Here is a 17251-nt window from a genome sequence, read left to right as displayed (position 1 = left end):
GCTCCGTGTCCCCGTTACGTAGGCGAATCCGTGGTCGGCACGCATGTGGGGAGGGCGGGCCGGGCGACAGGCTGTGGGCACCTGAACGACGGGCCGCCCGCGACGCGGCGGCCGGTCATCAGACGCCCCTACCGGCCTCACCGAACGCACTGGATGGGAATGCCATGACCTCCCTCGGATCCGTCACCCTGGAAGTCGCCGACCCCGCGGCCGCGAAGGACTTCTACGAGTCCTTCGGGCTGGGCCCGTACGTGGACGTGCGCGCCTCGGACGCGCCGGCCGACGGCTTCCGCGGGTTCGCGCTGTCCCTCGTGGTGTCCCAGCCGGGCGACGTCGACGCCTTCATGAACGCCGCCCTCGACGCCGGCGCCACGGCGCTGAAGCCGGCCACGAAGGGCTTCTGGGGGTACGGCGGCGCCGTCCGCGCCCCGGACGGGACGATCTGCAAGATCGCGACCTCGAAGAAGAAGGACACCGGTCCCGTCACCCGGGAGATCGACCGGGTCGCGCTCCTGCTGGGAGTCGCGGACGTCAAGGCGAGCAAGCGGTTCTACGTCGGCCGCGGCCTCGCGGTGGCGAAGAGCTTCGGTGGCAAGTACGTCGAGTTCGACACCGCCTCGTCGGCGGTCACGCTGGCGCTCTACCCGCGCCGCGCCCTCGCCAAGGACATCGGCGTCCCCCAGGAGGGCGGCGGATCGCACCGCATCGTCATCAGCGGCGATGCCGCCCCGTTCACCGACCCCGACGGCTTCGTGTGGGAGACCGCGTCCGTCTGAGGGCATGCCGCCGGCGGCCGGGAGGCCGGTAGGGTGCCGCCATGATCGGCAGTGCTGTGCGGGCGTGCGAGATCGGCACCATCGCGCTGTGGCGTCCGAGCATCGGGCACGGCGGCCTTGCCGCCGGTCTCGCAGCCGCGGAAGGACCGCGCGTACGCGCCGGGGAGGGCCCGTGAAGGCGGAGGGCGGATCCCGCAAGATCGTCCTGATGAGGCACGGCCGGACGGTGTGGAACGTCCAGCGCCGCTTCCAGGGCACGACCGACGTCCCGCTGGACAGCGTCGGGGTCCAGCAGGCCGCAAGCGCCGCCCGGCTCCTCGCCGCCCTCCGGCCCACCGCGATCGTCTCCTCTCCGATGCAACGCGCCGCGGACACCGCCCAGGCCCTCGCCGACGCCACCGGCCTGACCGTCACGTGCGATTCCGACCTCATCGAGCGCGGCGGCGGAGCATGGGAAGGGCTCACCGGCGACGAGATCCGCACCCGCTACCCCGACGAGCACGCCACGTGGCAGCCCCCCGGCGGCGAAACCGAGGAACAGGTCGCCAAACGGTTCAGTGCCGCCCTCGAAAGGGCCCTGGAGCGCGTCCCCGACGGAGGCGTCCTCGTCGTCGTGTCGCACGGGGCCGCCATACGCATCGGCATGCTGCACTGGCTCGGCTTCCCGGAGGAACTCTGGAGCCGGAGCCTGGGGCCGGCTCGGCTTCGCGGCCGGTCGGCGGTAGGGACCCTGCTTCGTATCGTTTGGAGATCATCGAGAAGACCGGGCCGGCTTCGTGTCGGGCGAGCGGTGATCGGCCGCTCCGTCGGGCTCTCCAACGGCTGCTGGTCCATCCTCGAGGAGGGCCGCAGGGGCTGGCGGCTCGTCGAACACAACGCCGGCCCCCGGCTCGACTGCCGTAATTGATCTTCATTCGGTACGATTCCTTCCGCCGGGGCTGGGCGGCGGCGACGCCGGGTCCACCGTGCCGGCCGCCGTTCGCGCCGTCCGGTGCGCCCGCCCGCAAACGATGGGAAACCGTTTCCCGCGCGACGGCGTCAAAGATCTTGGTCGGCGGCCTTCGAGGCCGCCGGGTGTCCCCCCAAGGCGTGGCCTCCTTCCCGGTGACCGGGAGAACAGGCTGCTCCCCCCGAACGCGAGGAGACCTCCATGAAATCGTCCGGCCGGCGCCTGCCCTTGGCGGCCCCGGTGGCCGCGCTCGCGTTGGCGGCCGTCGGAGTCGTGGGAACGGCAGGGACCGCGGACGCGGCCCCCCGCCCGCCGCGCGGCGACGCGCTCGTCAAGGCGGCCCCTTCGCTCATGGCGCCGAAGGTCGCCGCCTCGGCGGCCGCCGCGGCGCCCGCCTCGGCGAAGTTGTCGCTGACGGGCCAGTACCAGAACACGAACTACAAGTGCGTGCCGACCTCGGCGTCGATGAGCCTGTCGACGTTCGGCGTGTCCGTCAGCCAGGACACCCTGGCCTCCAAGATGGGCACGACGGCGGCCAAGGGCACCAGCGGAAGCCAGGCGCTGCCCGTCATGAACGGGTACACCGACCCGCTCGGCTACAGCTACGGCTTCTCCAGCGCCTCGACGGCGTCGACGATGATGGCGCAGGTCTCCTACGACGTCGGCGTGCTCAAGCGGGCCCCCGTCCTCGGCGTGTGGATGGAGAAGCTGCCCTGGAACGCCGGCATGAGCGGCTCCAAGGTCGGCCACGCGATCATCGCCTACGGCTACAGCACCAGCGCCGGCACGATCACCGTCTGGGACCCGTGGAAGCCCACCGGCGGTTCGCACACCATCAGCGCCGCGAAGCTCGCCGCGGACATGCAGCCCAGCGGCATGTTCAAGGTCACCGGCCACACCGACGCAGACCTGGCGAGCGTCGGCGACCTGACCGGTGACGGCACCGCCGACCTGGCCGGCGTCGACCGCGCGACCGGGAAGCTGTGGCTCTACCCCGGCCCGAAGCTGGCCGCCTCGGACCGGCGCCTGATCGGGACCGGCGGCTGGAACGGGATGACCGAGCTCACCGGGATCGGCGACCTCACCGGTGACGGCAAGCCCGACCTCATCGCCGCCCAGAAGTCCGACGGGACGCTCTGGCTCTACCCCGGCGGCACGAACGCCCTGGGGACCCGCATCAAGATCGGGACCGGCGGCTGGAACGGCATGAAGGACCTCACCGGCATCGGCGACCTCACCGGTGACGGCAGGCCCGACCTCATCGGGGCCAGGAAGTCCGACGGCACGCTGTGGCTGTACCCCGGCGCGTCGAAGGCGCTCGGCAGCCGCATCAAGATCGGGAACAGCGGCTGGAACGGCATGAACAAGCTGGTCGGCGTCCGGGACATCACCGGTGACGGCAAGCCCGACATGATCGCGGTGCGGATCTCCGACGGCACGCTGTGGGTCTACCCCGGCGCGTCGAAGGCGCTCGGCACCCGCAAGGAGCTCGGCTCCGGCTGGGGCGGCATCCGCTCGCTCACCTACACCGGTGACATCACCGGCGACGGCGTCCCCGACCTGATCGGTGTGCAGAGCAACACCGGCGTGATGTACGTCTACGCGGGCCGCTCGACCGGGTTCGCCGCGCGTGTGCAGCTCACGTCCGGCTGGAACGGCTGACCCTCTTCCGCAGGCACCATGGCCCCGCGCCGAATCCTCGGCGCGGGGCCTTTGCGCGCCGCGCCGCGATCGCGTTCGGGGGCCTCTCGAAAACCCTTTGGCGGGACGCGGCGGCCGCTGCTACCTTGCCGGAGGCCGTGCGAAAGACCGAGGAGGTGGTACCCGTGAACCTGACGACATGGGTGCTCCCCTCAGGGGTCACGGTCGGGCGATAGGTCGTCCGGGAGCGCCGTTCGCGAGCACTCCCGAAAGGCACGACCATGCGATTCACTTCCGAACAGCGCCTCGACGACGGCGTCCTCGAGCGCGGATTCACCCTCGGCGAGATCCCCGGCATCCTGTGGACGCCCGCGTCCGCGTCCGCGCCGGCCCCGCTGATCCTGATGGGCCACCCCGGCGGACTGGGCAGGATGTACCCCCGGCTGGCGGCCCGGGCCCGGCACTCCGCGGCGGAGGGCTACGCCGCGGCCACCATCGAGCTCCCCGGCAGCGGCGACCGGCCCCGTATAGCTGCCGTCGACGAGGCCCGCGCCGACCTGCGCCGGGCGTTGGAGGCCAGCGAGCCGGTCGCCGACGAGATCGTGGACCGGCTCGTCCTGCCGCTGGTCGACACGGCGGTCCCGGAATGGCGGGCCGCCTTGGACGCCCTCGTCGCGCTGCCCGAGATCGGCGGCCCGGCCGGGTACGCGGGAGGGCCGATCTCCATCGGCGTCCGGCTGGCGGTGGTCGAGCCGCGCATCTCGGCCGCCGTCCTGTTCGCCGGGAGTTTCGTGCCCCGCGCCATCTTCGAGGAGGCCCGGCAGGTGACCATTCCGCTGCTGGTCCTGCTCCAGTGGGACGACGAGGGGAACGACCGGCAGATGGCCCTGGACCTGTTCGACGCCTTCGCCTCCAAGGAGAAGACACTGCACGCCAACATGGGCGGGCACACCGGCGTCCCGCAGCACGAGGGGGACGACGGGAACCGGTTCTTCGCCCGGCACCTGAAGTGAGGCCGGACCGTCGGCGCTGAGACCCTCGGCCGCGCGTGACCCGCCCCGGCGCCGGGGCGGGTCACGCGCGGCCCGCCCGGAGCAGCGCGCCTATTGGCCGGGCGTCTGCGCGGCTCCTACGCGCTTGCTGTTGCGGATGACGGGTGCGCTCTCCAGTTCGCGGATTCCCGGCAGGGTCCCTATCCCGCGCTCGAGGTAGTCGTACAGGGCGTCCACGTCGCGGCAGGCGGCGAAGACCAGCAGGTTCGTCGGGCCGGTGGTCGCGGCGGCGAAGGCGACCTCGGGATGCGCGGCCAGGGCCTCGGCCGTCCGCCGCAGCCGGGCCGGATGGACGGTCAGCCAGAGGATGGCGAGGGTCTCGAACCCCAGCAGCAGCGGATCGACGTCCACGTCGAAGAACAGCGCGCCGTGCCCGCGCAGGTGCGCCAGCCTGCGCCTGGCCGTCATCTCCGACCACCCGGTCGCCCGCGCGATCTCGGGATAGGTCGTGCGGCCGTCGCGGGCCAGCGTGGCCAGCAGGTGCTCGTCGCCCTCCCGCAGGACGACCCGCCCTCGCGGTTCGTGCGGCGGCTCGGGGGCGAGGGCGGCGGCCTGCCCGGGAGCGAGCGAGTCGGCTCTGCCGTGCCACCCGGACGGGCCGCCCGCGAAGACGCGCAGCAGGCAGTGCGCCGTGACGCCGGTGACCCGCGGCGTCCTCGGCAGCTGCCCGAGCAGCAGGGCGTCGCGTTCGTGCGGGCTGCGCGCGCGGGTGACGCAGACGATCTGCGTTCCTCCCGAGGTGAGGCAGACCCAGGAGGTGTCCGGCCGGCGGGCGAGCGCGTCGGCGACGGGCACCGCCGCGTCGGGCGTCACCTGGATCCGGACGAACCACTCCACCCATCCCAGCCGCCGGGCGTTCGGCAGGCCGACCACCCTGAGGGATCCGGTGGACCGGAGGCCGCGGTAGCGCCGCGCGACCGTCTGGTCGGACACGCCCAGCACCGACGCGATGCGGCTGAACGGCGCGCGCCCGTCGATGTGCAGTGCGTGGACGATCCGGCGGTCGAGTTCGTCCAGGACCGGGGCGCTCACGCGCGTCAGGGTAGCGGGGCCCGGGCGAAGTGCCTGACGTGCGGGAACGGCGGCCAGCCGGGCGAACCGGTGTGGACGAAGCCGATCCAGGCGTTCTGCACCTCGTCCGTCAGCCGCCTCAGGTCGGCGGGGTCGGCGCCGGCCAGCATCGGCGCCGCGCGCCAGGCGTCCGGGCCGCCGAACACGAACGGCAGCTCGACGCAGTGGCATGCGCCGAAGGGGCTGCCGGGCGGCGACCAGTCGAACCGGAAGGCGAAGCTCCGCCCGGCTTGCAGCAGGGCACCGGCGCCGAAGAGCCGGGCGGTCGCCTCCGCCGGGGCTCCGGGGAAGAACGCCCGTGCCTCGTCGCGGGTCGTCCCGATCAGTGCCGGCATGCCGTCGGGGACGCCGGTGAGCAGGTCGGCGGGGACGCCGCCGTCGGCGACCAGCTGGAACGGCGGGGTCACCTTGAAGGGCGCGGCCGTCCGGCGTGCGACCAATCCCTGGGCGGCCAGCAGGCGCGGGACCGGCACGGTCCGCAGCCGGTCCGCCTCGCCGGGGCGCAGGCCGAGGACGTCCAGCAGCCGCCGGCCGATCAGGGCCGCATCGCGCGGGCCGTACGGCGGCACCCCGGTCGGCGTGCTCTGCAGGACGACCTGCTGGAACAGGCCGGAGCCGGCGGGATGGCCCAGCATCGCGAGCGCGGACAGCGCCCCGGCGGACTGGCCCGCCAGCGTGACGCGGCCGGGGTCGCCGCCGAACGCGGCGATGTTCTCCCGGACCCAGCCGAGCGCGGCGATCTGGTCGAGGAGGCCGACGTTCGCCGGACCGAACCCGGGAGACAGGTACAGGTACCCCAGGGCGCCCAGCCGGTGGTTGACCGTCACGACCACCATCCGGCCGCGCTCGGCGAGCAGGGCCCCGTCGTACCAGGCCTCCGCGCCAGAGCCGCTGGTGAAGCCGCCGCCGTGCAGCCAGACCAGCACCGGCAGCCCGGTGCCGCCCGGAGTCCAGACGTTCAGCGACAGGCAGTCCTCGTCCTGGTCCAGGTCGCTGCCGGGTCCCATGACCCGTTCCAGCCGGGAGGGCGGCTGCGGGCACGCCGGGCCCGGACGGCCCGCGTCCCGCACCCCCGGCCAGGCGGGGGCCGGCCGCGGCGCGGCGAACCGCTCGGCGCAGCCGTAGGGGATGCCGAGGAACGCCGTGACCGCGCCGGTGGAGCCGCCGCGCAGCGTTCCGGCGGGCGCGTGGACGAGGCCGGTCACCGCTCAGACCTCCAGGAAGGCGATCGCGGCGCCGCGCGCCTCGGCGGCTCCGACGAAGAACCCGTCCGGCAGTTCCCGGACGGTGAATCCATTGCCCTCCACCAGCGCGCGGGCCGCGCGGGCGTCCTTGACGGCCACGGCCTGCCCCGCGAGGTAGGGCAGCGCGGGCACCGGTTCGCCGGGCAGCACCTCCCCGAACGCGGACACCGCGACGATCTCCATCCGCCCCGCGTCGAGGGGGAGGACGTTGCGGGGGCCTTCGGTGATCGGCGCGACGCCCAGGATGCGGGCGTAGCGGGCGACGGTGGCCTCCAGGTCGGCGTCGTCCACCACCAGCAGCACGCTGTGCAGGTGGGTGGCGCCGTTGGCGTGGTCCAGGTAGCGGGGCTGGTGGATCAGTTCGGGGGTCAGGTGGCGCGCGATGTGGATCAGCCCTTCGGGGGTGAGCGCGCGGTCGAGGTGCACCGCCTCGAACCGCGCCGTCGCCGTCCCGCCGGGTGTCTCCACGTCCCGCTGCAACGGCAGCACTCCCGACGACGACAGCCCCGCCTCGCGCAGCCGCTCCTCGACGGCCTCGGCGTCGCCGCATCCGAACGAGCAGCCGTGCAGGCCCTCGTACCGGGAGATCAGGGGGCGGATGTTCCACGGGTCGACCGAGCCGTCCCCGAACAGTCCGAGCAGTTCCAGGTACGTCCGGCCGAACAGCGCGCACCGGTTGCCGGCGCCCATCGGCCGGCGCTCGCCGCCGGGGCGGTCGGAGCCCATGTGCATGGACAGCGGGCTCAGGGTGAAGCCGAGCGCCTCGTAGGTCGCCGCGGTGGCGTCCATGTCGGTGGTGTAGAGGACGGAGTGGTCGATCCTGTCGACGTCGTGAGCGGTCATGCCCTTCAGGCTGGTGCCGCCCCCTGATCTCTTCCAGCCACCCGTACGCGATTGACGGATTTCGACATCTGACGGTCGATGGTGTGGGTTTCCCTCCCCACGCAGGACGCGTGGTGCTCTTGCCGGAACGGCAAAAAACCGTGCCGATCGTGGTGTGCCCACTGACACTGGCCAGGTCATCGACCATCCGCCGCACCGCCTGACCTGGAGGCCGCCATGCCCAGCACCGCGCGTCGCAAGCACCGCGGCGACACACCGCCGCCCCGGACGGGGAGCAGCGAGATCGAGACCCTGCGGGGGTTCCTCGACTACCTCCGCACCTCGATCGCCGCGAAGGTCGACGGCGCGCCGGAGCCGCAGGTGCGGACCGCCGCGGTGCCGTCGGGCACGAACCTGCTCGGCCTGCTCAACCACCTGACCTTCGTCGAACGCTCGATGTTCGTCGGCGACGAGGTCACCGACTGGCAGGCGACGTTCCGGGCCGCGCCGGAGGACGGCGCGGGCGACGTCGTCGGCCGCTACCGGGAGGCGGTGCGGCGGGCGAACGAGGTGCTCGACGGGTGCGCCGATCTCGGCGCGCCCGTCCCGCGGCCGCGGGCGGGAGGACGTTCCGCGCCCAGCGTCCGCTGGGCGCTCGCCCACATGATCGAGGAGACCGGCCGCCACGCGGGCCACGCGGACATCCTCCGCGAACTGATCGACGGCGCGACCGGCCGCTGACCTCGTCGCCGATCGCGTTCCCTCCGGTTTGTGGGATCTTTCGGGCAGCCGTCGACGCCCGAGGAGGCACCTGTGACCAGTCCCTTCGACCGGGAGACCGTCGCGGCGTACCGGGCCGCCGGCTGGTGGGGATCGGAGACCGTGGCGGGGTACGTCCGGCGGCACGCGGCGCGGCGGCCGGAAGACGCCGCGTACATCACCGCGGACGGAACGCTGCCGTGGTCCGGCTACGAGGAGCACTCGACGCGGCTGGCGGGGCACTTCGCGGGGCTGGGCCTGGAGCCGGGCGAGCGGGTGGCGGCGCTGCTGCCGGACGGGCCGGCCTGGCACGTGACCGCCGTGGCGGCGGAGAAGGCCGGGCTGGTGCTCGTCGGCGTGGGGGCGCGCGCGGGCCGCCGCGAGCTGCGGCATCTGCTGGAACGGACCGGCGCGCGCGCCCTGGTGACCCTCGGCGAGCATCGCGGCGAGCCGTCCGCCGACCTGGTGGCGGAGCTGCGCGCCGACGGCGTCGACCTCTCCCGCCACGTCGTCGTGGACCGGCTCGGGCTCCCGGACGACCCGCGCGAGGGCGACCTGACCGGCCGCGCGCTCGGCCCCGATGAGCTGGCCCTCATCAACTCCACCTCGGGCACGACGGGGCTGCCGAAGTGCGTGTCGCACACCCAGAACCGCTGGTTCTACTTCAGCGAGCTCGCGCGGCAGGCGGGGGCGCTGACATCGGACGACGTGTTCATGGGCGCCGTCCCCGCCCCGTTCGGGTTCGGGCTGTGGACGGCGCACTTCTGCCCGGCGGTGCTCGGGATCCCGACCGTGCTGATGGAGCGGTTCGACGCGCACGCCGCGCTCGACCTGATCGAGCGGCACCGGGTCACCGTTCTGCACTGCGTGACCACGCAGTTCATCATGCTGCTGAACGCCCAGGAGGAGAGGGGGCGCGACCTGTCGTCGCTGCTCTGCATGTTCACCGGCGGCGAGGCCGTCCCCTACGAGCGGGCGGCGCGGTTCGAGGAGGCCACCGGCGCGAAGGTGCTGCAGTTCTACGGCTCGAACGAGACCGGCGCGCTCAGCCGCACGACGCTGGACGACCCTCCCGAGGTGCGGCTGAGGACCGCGGGCCGCGTCATCCCGGAGATGCGGGTGCGGCTGTTCGACCCCGCCGACGGGTCCGACATCACGGGCGGCGGCCGTCCCGGGCAGCCCGGCTGCAAGGGCCCGGCGACGTCGCCCGGCTACTACGACGACCCCGCAGCCGACCGCGCCCTGTTCACCCCGGACGGCTGGATGCTGATGGCCGACATCGTCGAGATCGACGAGGCCGGGTGCCTGCGCGTGGTCGGCCGGCAGAGCGACCTGATCATCCGGGGCGGCAAGAACATCAGCGCCGCGGCCGTCGAGGCGGAGGTGAGCACCCACCCGGCGGTCGCGCTCGCCGCGGCCGTCGCGATGCCCGACGAGGTGTTCGGCGAGCGCGTGTGCGTCTACGCCGAGCTGCGCCCGGGCGCCGAGCTGGACCTGGAGGCGCTCACCGGCCACCTTGCGGAGCGCGGCGTCTCCCGCGAGTGGCATCCCGAGCGGCTCGTCGTGCTCGACCGGCTTCCCCGCTCGTCCGGCGGCAAGGTCGCCAAGGGGGAGCTGCGCGCCGACATCCGCCGCCGCCTCACCCGCTGACCTCGGGTACCAGGGCGTCCCTGCGACGCGGAAGGAGCAGGCTGGTCAGCGCGAGGGCAAGGGCGAATCCGGCTGCGATGAGGAAGACCCGTTCGTAGCCTGCGGCCCGCGTCGCGGTGCCGGCGGCGGTGGTGAGCACGGCAAGCCCGACCGATCCCCCCACCTGGCTCGCGGTCTGCGCGAGGCCGCCGATGGTGCCCGCGTCGGCCTCGGGGACGCCGGCGGTCGTCGCGGCCATGAGGGTGGGGAAGGTCAGCCCGATGCCGACCGCGATGAGCAGGGTCGGTCCGAGGATGCCGGTGACGTAGGCGGAGCCGGCATCGGCCTGAGAGAGCCACCCGAAACCGGCAAGGAAGGACGCGCAGCCGGAGAGGATCAGCGGCCGGACGCCGGTGCGCGGCAGCAGCCCGGCGGCCCGCCGCGCGGTCACCACGAACGTCACCGCCGCCGGGGTCTGCCCGAGCCCGGCCTGCAGCGCGCCGTAGCCGAGGACGTCCTGCAGGAACAGCGAGGTGAAGTACCACATCGCGATGGCGATGCCGCCGAAGAGCAGCAGCATGCCGTTGCCGGCGGCGACCCCGCGGACGCGCAGCAGCCGCAGCGGCATCATCGGCCGGGCGGCGAACCGCGCCTCGACGAGGACGAACGCGGCGAGCAGGAGCAGCCCGGCCGCGGCCGGTGCGATGACGGCAGGGGACGTCCACCCGTGGTCGGTGCCGTGCATGACCCCGTAGATCAGCGCGGCGAGGCCGGCGGTCCCGGTGGCGGCGCCGGCGAGGTCCAGCGGTTCCCGGCGGCCGGTGCGGCTGCCGGGCAGCGTCGTCAGGGCGACCGCGACCAGCACCGCGCCGATCGGCACGTTGATCAGGAAGACCCACCGCCAGGACAGGCCGGTGGTGAGGGCGCCGCCCGCGACGGCGCCGGCCGTCCCGCCCACGCCGCCGGCGGCGGACCAGGCGCCGAACGCGCGGGCGCGCTCGCGGCCCGCGGCGAAGCCGGTGTTGATCACGGCCAGCGTCGCGGGGGCCAGCAGGGCGGCGCCCATGCCCTGCGCGACGCGGGCCGCCACGAGGGCCGCGGGGACCGTCGCCAAGCCGCCGACCAGGCTCGACGCGGAGAACAGCAGCAGGCCGGAAGAGAGCGTCCGGCGGTGGCCGAACAGGTCGGCGGCGCGGCCGCCGAGCAGCATGAGCCCGGCGAAGGCGAGCAGGTAGCCGTTCACCACCCAGGCCAGCCCGGCGGGCGAGAAGCCGAGGTCCCGGTCGACCGAGGGCAGGGCGACGTTCACGATGGACGAGTCGAGGATCACCATGAACTGGCAGGCGCACGCCAGCGCCAGCACGAGCCAGGCGGGTCCGGTGGCGCCGGCGGGCGGGGTCCCGGTCGCGCCGCCGCGGGTGACGGCGTTCTTCGCGGTCATGACGGCTCCCTGGTTAGGATTAGTTATGCGGATAACGTTAGCCGCATAATAGTTATCCACATAACCAGTGTGTCAAGGAGCGCCCGTGGACTTCGACCGAGCCGACGCCCTCAACCAGGCGATCCGCCTGCTGAGCCTGCGCCACCGGGCCCGGACCGCCGAGCTGCTCGCCCCGCTCGGCCTGCACCCCGGCCAGGAGGCGCTGCTGCTCGAACTCGCCCGGACCGGCCCGATGATCCAGGCCGAGCTGAGCGCGGCGCTCGGCGTCGAGCGGCCCAGCGTCACGCTCATGGCCCGCAAGCTCGAAGCCGCCGGCCACATCCGCCGCGCGCCCGCGCCCGGCGACCAGCGCGCCACCGTCGTCGAGCTCACCGACGCGGGCCGGGCCGTGACCGACCGGGTCAAACGGCTGTGGTGCGACCTCGCCGAGGAGACCGTGGCCGGCCTGCCCGCCGCGACGGTGGCGGAGCTGCCCGCCCTCCTCGGCACCCTGACCGGCAACGTCGACGCCAAGCGCCGCCGCGGCGGCGGGTGAGGCGTCAGACGACGTCGAGGTTGGCCATCATCCCCATGTCCTCGTGCTCGGCGTTGTGGCAGTGGAAGAGGTAGCGGCCGCGGTAGCCGTCGAAACGCGCGATGATCTCGACGGCCTCGCCGGGCCGGAGCGCCACGGTGTCCTTGAGCCCGGCGTCGCGGGGCAGGGGCCGCCGGCCGCCGCGCGACAGCACCCGGAAGCCGGCCAGGTGCAGGTGGACGGGGTGGTGGACGTCGGCGACCAGCCGCCACACCTCGATGTCGCCGAGCCGGACAGTGACGTCGGTGCGCGCGGGGTCGAACGCCCTCCCGCCGATCAGCCAGCCGTGGCCGCCGTCCATGCGCCCGGCGCGGAACGAGAGGTCCCGGACCCGGACGGCGTCGGACCGGCGCCAGGACGGCAGGTCGGCGGACAGCACGCGCGGGACGCGGCTGCCGTCCCGCGCCGTGCGCGCGACCCGGAACGCCATGACGTCGCGCGTCCGGCCGGAGCCCAGCCGGTTGGCGATCCTGACGCGGCCGCCGACCGGGACGTCCGAGAAGTCGACGACCAGGTCGTAGCGTTCGGCGGGCGCGATGGGCAGCGTCCGGTGGGCGACCGGCGCCGCGAGCAGGCCCTGGTCGGCGCCGACCTGGACGAGGTCGAGGCGGCGGCCGTCGTCGGTGACCGCCTCCAGCTCGTAGTGCCGGGCGTTCGAGGCGTTGAGGACGCGCAGCCGGTACCGGGCGGCGTCGACCTCGTGCACGGGCCACGGCGCGCCGTTGACCAGGATCACGTCGCCGAGGACGCCCGCGAGGTAGGGCTCCTCGACGCCCGGCCGGTCGCGCAGCGAGGGGTCGAGCGCGGGGTAGGCGAGGGCGCCGCCGGCGTCGAACGCCCGGTCGGCGATCATGAGCGGCAGCTCGCGGTGCCCGGAGGGGAGGCCGAGCGCCTCCTCGGCGTCGTCGCGGACGATGTGCAGGCCGGCGAGGCCCCGCCAGATCGCGGGGGCGGTGAAGTCCATGCGGTGGTCGTGGTACCAGAGGAGCGTCGGCCGCTGGTCCAGCGGGAACGTGTAGTCGCGCGTGAGCCGGGTCTCCACCGCCCGGGGGTCGCGCATCCCGCCCGTGCTGTGCGTCCCGCTCATGCCGTGCATCCCGGCCATGGCGTGGTGGCCGCCCCGCATGCCCTGCGCGGTGCCCGGCCAGCCGTCCGGCAGGACGAGGTCGGTCGGGTATCCGTCGGACGTCGCCGCGGTCCGTCCCCCGTGCAGGTGGACGACGGTCGGCACGGGCAGCTCGTTGCGGTGCCGGACGGTGACGGGACGGCCGCGCCGCGACTCGATCGTCGGCCCGGGGAAGACGCCTTCGTACGTCCACAGCGGTGTCCGCACCCCGGGCAGGATCTCGGCGGTCGCCTCCCGCTGGGTCACCTCGTACCGGTCGATGCCGCCCGCGGTGGCGACCGGCTTCAGGACGGGCGGGATCGGCAGCGGCACCTGGAACGGGGGCGGCAGCGGCACCTCGCTGCGCAGTTCGGCGCCGGTGCGCGGCGGGCGGCGGGCCAGCGCGTGCGCGGTGGTCAGGCCCGTGAACGCCACCAGCCCGAGCGCGCCGCCGATGCTCAGGACGTGCCGCCTGGCCAGGCCGCGGGCACGGCCGGGCCATGCGGGCTCCGGCCGGCCGGTCTCGTGCTCACTCATCGCCGGTCTCCTGCCGCTCGCGCTCCGCCGCGACCCGCGCCCGCGCCCGCTCGCGCCGGGCCTCCGGGCGCCGTCCGAGCGGCCGGCGCCACACGTCGACGAACTGCACGACGAGCGCGGCGATGGTCGCCACGCCAAGCGGGAGGTGCAGCCACAGCGCGCCGTCCATGCCGGCGAAGTACTGGACGGTCTCGGCCGCCACCAGGGCCAGCGTCGCGAGGAACGGCCCCGCCCGCCGCAGCCGGACCCACACGGCGATCGCCGCGATCAGCTGGACGTAGCCGATGGACGTGGTGACGTTGGCGCCCGCCTCGTGGAGGCGCAGCCCTTCGTAGTCGCCGCTCAGGAACACGCCCGCGAACACCGGCTGGCCGGAGATCGCGACCACGTGCGCGCTGACGACGGCCCGGAAAGTCCATGCGGACGGTCTCGTCCGGTGTGCGGTTCCGGACCGGGCCGGCACGGCCGGGCGGAACTCGTCGGCCGCGGTGACCATGGGGCGCCCCCTCGCTCTCTCGATGCGCGATGACCACGACGTTATGACCGGGGAGTTATCCTGTCTAAGATCAATATCGCTATGACGTTATGATCCGCGAGGCATGACGGGAGGGCCGTGGATCTCCACACGCTCAGGCAGTTCCTCGTGGTGGCGCGGCTGGAGCACCTCAGCCGCGCGGCCGACGAGCTCCGCGTGGCGCAGCCGTCGCTGAGCCGCACCATCGCCCGGCTGGAGGGCGAACTCGGCACCCCGCTGTTCGATCGGGCCGGGCGGCTCCGGCTGAACGACGCCGGGAGGCTGTTCCGCGGTCACGTCGAGCGCGCCCTCGGGGAGCTCGACGCGGGAAGGCGGGCCGTCGCCGAGGCCGACGGCGAGGGCTTCGGCACCGTCCGGCTCGCGTCGGAGACCTTCCTGACCTTCACCGGGCCGCTCGCCGCGTACAAGCGCGCTCATCCCCGCGTCGAGGTCCAGCTGCACCAGATGCCGGCCGCGGACATGGCCCGCGCGCTGGCGGCCCAGGACGTCGACCTCTGCGTCGCCTCGCAGCCGCTCCGCGCCGACGGCCTGGAATCGCTCACGCTGCTGGACGAGGCGGTGTGGCTGGCCACGCCGCCGGACCACCCGCTGGCGGGCCGCACCTCCGTGACCGTCGACGAGCTCGCCGGCCAGCCCTTCATCACCGCCCACAAGGGGCACTGGCAGCGCCGGCTCCTTGACCGCCTGTTCGCGGCCCGCGACCTCACTCCGAAGATCGTCTGCGAGGGGGACGAGGTGAGCGCGATCGCCCAGCTGATCATCGCGGGGCTCGGCCTCGGCCTCGTCCCGGACCTCGCCCGGCGCTCGGCCGCCTCGGCGCCCGTCGCGTGGATCGCCGTCGACGGCCCCGACTGCCGCCGCACGCTCACCCTGTACTGGGGTGCGGGCGGCCACCTGCCGGCCGCCGCCCGCCTGATGCGCGCCACGCTCGGCGACTGGGACTGGACCTCCGGCGGGGCCTCGACGACCGTTGAGGCCCCGCCGGGCGCGTAGCGGCGGTCACCGGGGGCAGGCCGGGGCCTGCCGGGTGCGGTGGCGCAGCGCGGCGTAGGTCCGCAGGATCGCCGGGACGAGCACGTACACGACGGTCGGCACGACGACGCCGGTCACCACGAGCGTGCGGACCGGGAGCGACAGCGCGCCCAGCAGCGGTCCCAGCAGGATCTGCGTGGCCATGATCATGAAGTAGACGGCCAGCCAGGTGAACGCGGCGCGCAGGTGGACCGAGGGCGCTGGGGCGGCGGGGCGGATCGGTGTCATGTCGTCTCCTTGGTCGTTCCGAGCAACTCCAACTCGTGAGTTGGAGTTTGCCACAGCCGCGCCACAATTCCAACCCAAGAGTTGGAATCTGGCGTAGGCTCGACGCCATGGCATGGGACACCGAGAAGACCAGGCGGCTCATCCTCGACGCCGCGGTCGGCGAGTTCGCCGCCCACGGGCCCGAGGCGGCCCGGATGGACCGGATCGCCGCCACGGCCGGGGTGAACAAGGAGCGCATCTACTCCCACTTCGGCAACAAGCGGCAGATGTTCGCGATCGTGCTGACCACGGAGCTGGAGCGCCTGGCCGAGGCCGTCCCGCTGGACGAGCGGGTCGCCGCCGACCTGGGCGAGTACGCCGGCCGGGTCTTCGACTACCACCGCGAGCACCCGCACTTCGTCCGGCTGCTGCACTGGGAGGGCCTCCACACCGCCGAGGGCGAGCCCGTCGCGGCCGAGGCCGAGCGGACCGCGCACTACGCCGAGAAGATCGCCGCCCTGGCCAAGGCGCAGGAGGCGGGGAACCTGAACGCCGGGCTCGCCCCGCAGGAGCTGCTGTACGCGGTCATCGTCCTGGCAGGCTGGTGGTTCGCCACCCCGCAGCTGCGCCGCATGCTGATGCCCGGCCTCGAAGACGACCCGGCGGGGCAGCGCGCCGCGCTCGTCCGCCTCGTCCGGATCCTGGGAGACACCGAGCGATGACCGCCCACCGAGGAGATCACGGCGTGATCACGGTTTCCGATGCCGAACTGGACGAGCTGCGCGCGCGGCTGGAGCGGACGCGATGGCCGGCCGCCTGGCCCGCCGGGGCATGGGAGACCGGCACTGACGCCGGTGAGCTGCGGCGCCTCGTCGCCTACTGGGCGCGCGGCTACGACTGGCGGGCGCACGAGGCCGCCATCAACGCCCTGCCCTCGCACTTCGCGGACATCGACGGGACTCCCGTCCACTACCTGCGGTACGACGGCGAGCGTCCGGGGGCGCTGCCGATCGTGCTGACGAACGGGTGGCCCAGCTCGTTCCTCGAGATGACCGGCCTCGCGGAGCGGCTCGCGGCCCCGTCGCGGTTCGGCGGGGACGCCGCCGACGCGTTCACGGTGATCGTCCCGTCGCTGCCGGGGTTCGGGTTCTCGCCGCAGCGGCCGTCCCTGGACCGGGAGCAGACGCACGAGCTGTGGCACCGGCTGATGCACGGCGAGCTGGGCTTCGAGCGGTACGCGGCGCACGGCGGCGACCTCGGCGCCGGCATCACCTCGCGGCTGGCGGAGGCGCACCCGGAGGCGCTGGCGGGCATCCACCTGATGGCGGTCGCGAGCCCCGCCGCCTACGGCGACGTCACCCCGGACGAGCAGGCGTACCTGGATTCCGTCGCCGCGTGGAGCGCGCAGGAGGGCGGCTACCAGCACGAGCAGAGCACCCGCCCGCTGACGTTGAGCTACGGGCTCGCCGACTCGCCCGTGGGGCTGCTCGCCTGGATCGTGGAGAAGTACCGGGCGTGGAGCGACTCCGGCGGCGACCTGTCGTCGCGGTTCAGCGACGACTTCCTCCTGACGCAGGCGTCGCTCTACTGGTTCACGGAGACGATCTCGACGTCGTTCCGGCCCTACTACGAGTACGCCTCGGGCCTGACGCGGCGGGTGGAGCGCGTGGACGTCCCGACCGCCGTCGCCCTGTTCCCCGCCGACCTCACGCATCCGCCCCGCAGCTGGGCCGAGCGGATCTACAACGTGACCAGGTACACGGAAATGCCGCGCGGCGGGCATTTCGCCGCCCACGAGGAACCGGAGCTGCTCGCGGACGACATCACCGCCTTCTTCCGCGACCTCCGCTGAACCGCGCACCGCCGCACCGTCGCAC

18 protein-coding genes are annotated in these 17251 nt (G+C 73.9%); 11 read left to right on the top strand and 7 right to left on the bottom strand.

Going from position 1 to position 17251, the window contains the following annotated elements:
* The first annotated feature begins 164 nt into the window (after nucleotides 1-164).
* The 5 genes from J4557_RS23145 to J4557_RS23130 all read left to right on the top strand — a co-directional run bounded on the left by J4557_RS23145 (nucleotide 165) and on the right by J4557_RS23130 (nucleotide 4379).
* A complete protein-coding gene (locus tag J4557_RS23145) occupies nucleotides 165-776 on the top strand; it encodes a glyoxalase (RefSeq protein ID WP_208268813.1) in 612 nt (203 codons plus the stop codon).
* Between the two features lie 41 nt (nucleotides 777-817).
* A complete protein-coding gene (locus J4557_RS51030) occupies nucleotides 818-952 on the top strand; it encodes a hypothetical protein (protein ID WP_279576143.1) in 135 nt (44 codons plus the stop codon).
* Nucleotides 949-1683, top strand: a complete 735-nt coding sequence (locus J4557_RS23140) for a histidine phosphatase family protein (protein ID WP_307800145.1) — start codon at nucleotides 949-951, stop codon at nucleotides 1681-1683. The genes J4557_RS51030 and J4557_RS23140 overlap by 4 nt, the downstream gene beginning before the upstream one ends.
* A 243-nt stretch (nucleotides 1684-1926) precedes the next feature.
* Entirely contained in the window at nucleotides 1927-3387 is a 1461-nt protein-coding gene (locus J4557_RS23135; protein WP_208268812.1) for an FG-GAP-like repeat-containing protein, read from the top strand.
* Nucleotides 3388-3647: 260 nt separating this feature from the next.
* Nucleotides 3648-4379 carry a dienelactone hydrolase family protein gene (locus J4557_RS23130; protein WP_208268811.1) on the top strand — a complete coding sequence of 244 codons (732 nt, stop codon included), beginning with the start codon at nucleotides 3648-3650 and terminating at the stop codon, nucleotides 4377-4379.
* A gap of 90 nt (nucleotides 4380-4469) precedes the next feature.
* Here the strand turns inward: J4557_RS23130 and J4557_RS23125 are convergent, their stop codons facing one another.
* Genes J4557_RS23125 through J4557_RS23115 form a run of 3 tightly spaced genes read right to left on the bottom strand, consistent with a single transcriptional unit; the run spans nucleotide 4470 to nucleotide 7576 of the window.
* The gene (locus J4557_RS23125) at nucleotides 4470-5450 is read right to left on the bottom strand and encodes an Lrp/AsnC family transcriptional regulator (RefSeq protein WP_208268810.1); all 981 of its coding nucleotides are present in this window, start codon (nucleotides 5448-5450) and stop codon (nucleotides 4470-4472) included.
* A gap of 5 nt (nucleotides 5451-5455) precedes the next feature.
* Nucleotides 5456-6694, bottom strand: a complete 1239-nt coding sequence (locus J4557_RS23120) for a carboxylesterase/lipase family protein (protein WP_208268809.1) — start codon at nucleotides 6692-6694, stop codon at nucleotides 5456-5458.
* A 3-nt stretch (nucleotides 6695-6697) separates the two neighbouring features.
* Nucleotides 6698-7576: a VOC family protein gene (locus J4557_RS23115; RefSeq protein ID WP_208268808.1), complete on the bottom strand. Its 879-nt coding sequence runs from the start codon at nucleotides 7574-7576 to the stop codon at nucleotides 6698-6700.
* A gap of 216 nt (nucleotides 7577-7792) precedes the next feature.
* Here J4557_RS23115 and J4557_RS23110 point away from each other — a divergent pair, with 216 nt between their 5' ends.
* Both J4557_RS23110 and J4557_RS23105 read left to right on the top strand, forming a co-directional pair.
* Complete coding sequence (locus tag J4557_RS23110; protein WP_208268807.1) at nucleotides 7793-8296, top strand: DinB family protein; 504 nt, start codon at nucleotides 7793-7795, stop codon at nucleotides 8294-8296.
* 72 nt (nucleotides 8297-8368) lie between these two features.
* Nucleotides 8369-9964 (top strand): class I adenylate-forming enzyme family protein, encoded by a 1596-nt coding sequence (locus J4557_RS23105; RefSeq protein ID WP_208268806.1) that lies wholly within the window; start codon nucleotides 8369-8371, stop codon nucleotides 9962-9964.
* On the opposite strand, the gene J4557_RS23100 is transcribed toward J4557_RS23105, so the two are convergent.
* Nucleotides 9954-11384: an MFS transporter gene (locus J4557_RS23100; RefSeq protein WP_208268805.1), complete on the bottom strand. Its 1431-nt coding sequence runs from the start codon at nucleotides 11382-11384 to the stop codon at nucleotides 9954-9956. The two genes, J4557_RS23105 and J4557_RS23100, sit on opposite strands and share 11 nt — an antisense overlap.
* An 85-nt stretch (nucleotides 11385-11469) precedes the next feature.
* On the opposite strand from J4557_RS23100, the gene J4557_RS23095 reads away from it, so the two are divergent.
* Nucleotides 11470-11919 (top strand): MarR family winged helix-turn-helix transcriptional regulator, encoded by a 450-nt coding sequence (locus tag J4557_RS23095; protein ID WP_208268804.1) that lies wholly within the window; start codon nucleotides 11470-11472, stop codon nucleotides 11917-11919.
* Nucleotides 11920-11923: 4 nt separating this feature from the next.
* Here the strand turns inward: J4557_RS23095 and J4557_RS23090 are convergent, their stop codons facing one another.
* Both J4557_RS23090 and J4557_RS23085 read right to left on the bottom strand, forming a co-directional pair.
* The gene (locus J4557_RS23090; protein ID WP_208268803.1) at nucleotides 11924-13600 is read right to left on the bottom strand and encodes a multicopper oxidase family protein; all 1677 of its coding nucleotides are present in this window, start codon (nucleotides 13598-13600) and stop codon (nucleotides 11924-11926) included.
* Nucleotides 13593-14096, bottom strand: coding sequence for a hypothetical protein (locus J4557_RS23085; protein WP_208268802.1), 504 nt, complete (start codon nucleotides 14094-14096; stop codon nucleotides 13593-13595). The genes J4557_RS23090 and J4557_RS23085 overlap by 8 nt, the downstream gene beginning before the upstream one ends.
* A gap of 117 nt (nucleotides 14097-14213) precedes the next feature.
* Between J4557_RS23085 and J4557_RS23080 the strand changes: the two genes are divergently transcribed.
* The gene (locus J4557_RS23080; RefSeq protein ID WP_208268801.1) at nucleotides 14214-15128 is read left to right on the top strand and encodes a LysR family transcriptional regulator; all 915 of its coding nucleotides are present in this window, start codon (nucleotides 14214-14216) and stop codon (nucleotides 15126-15128) included.
* A 6-nt stretch (nucleotides 15129-15134) separates the two neighbouring features.
* Here the strand turns inward: J4557_RS23080 and J4557_RS23075 are convergent, their stop codons facing one another.
* Nucleotides 15135-15395: a putative antibiotic biosynthesis monooxygenase gene (locus J4557_RS23075; RefSeq protein ID WP_208268800.1), complete on the bottom strand. Its 261-nt coding sequence runs from the start codon at nucleotides 15393-15395 to the stop codon at nucleotides 15135-15137.
* Nucleotides 15396-15502: 107 nt separating this feature from the next.
* Here J4557_RS23075 and J4557_RS23070 point away from each other — a divergent pair, with 107 nt between their 5' ends.
* Nucleotides 15503-16096 (top strand): TetR family transcriptional regulator, encoded by a 594-nt coding sequence (locus J4557_RS23070; RefSeq protein WP_208268799.1) that lies wholly within the window; start codon nucleotides 15503-15505, stop codon nucleotides 16094-16096.
* Nucleotides 16097-16119: 23 nt separating this feature from the next.
* Entirely contained in the window at nucleotides 16120-17226 is a 1107-nt protein-coding gene (locus J4557_RS23065; protein WP_208268798.1) for an epoxide hydrolase family protein, read from the top strand.
* Nucleotides 17227-17251 lie beyond the last annotated feature (25 nt).

Source organism: Actinomadura nitritigenes, from assembly GCF_017573545.1.
GTDB classification, from domain to species: Bacteria; Actinomycetota; Actinomycetes; order Streptosporangiales; family Streptosporangiaceae; genus Spirillospora; species Spirillospora nitritigenes.
Note: the sequence above shows the minus strand (reverse complement) of the source record. Positions and strands in the feature narration are given on the sequence as shown.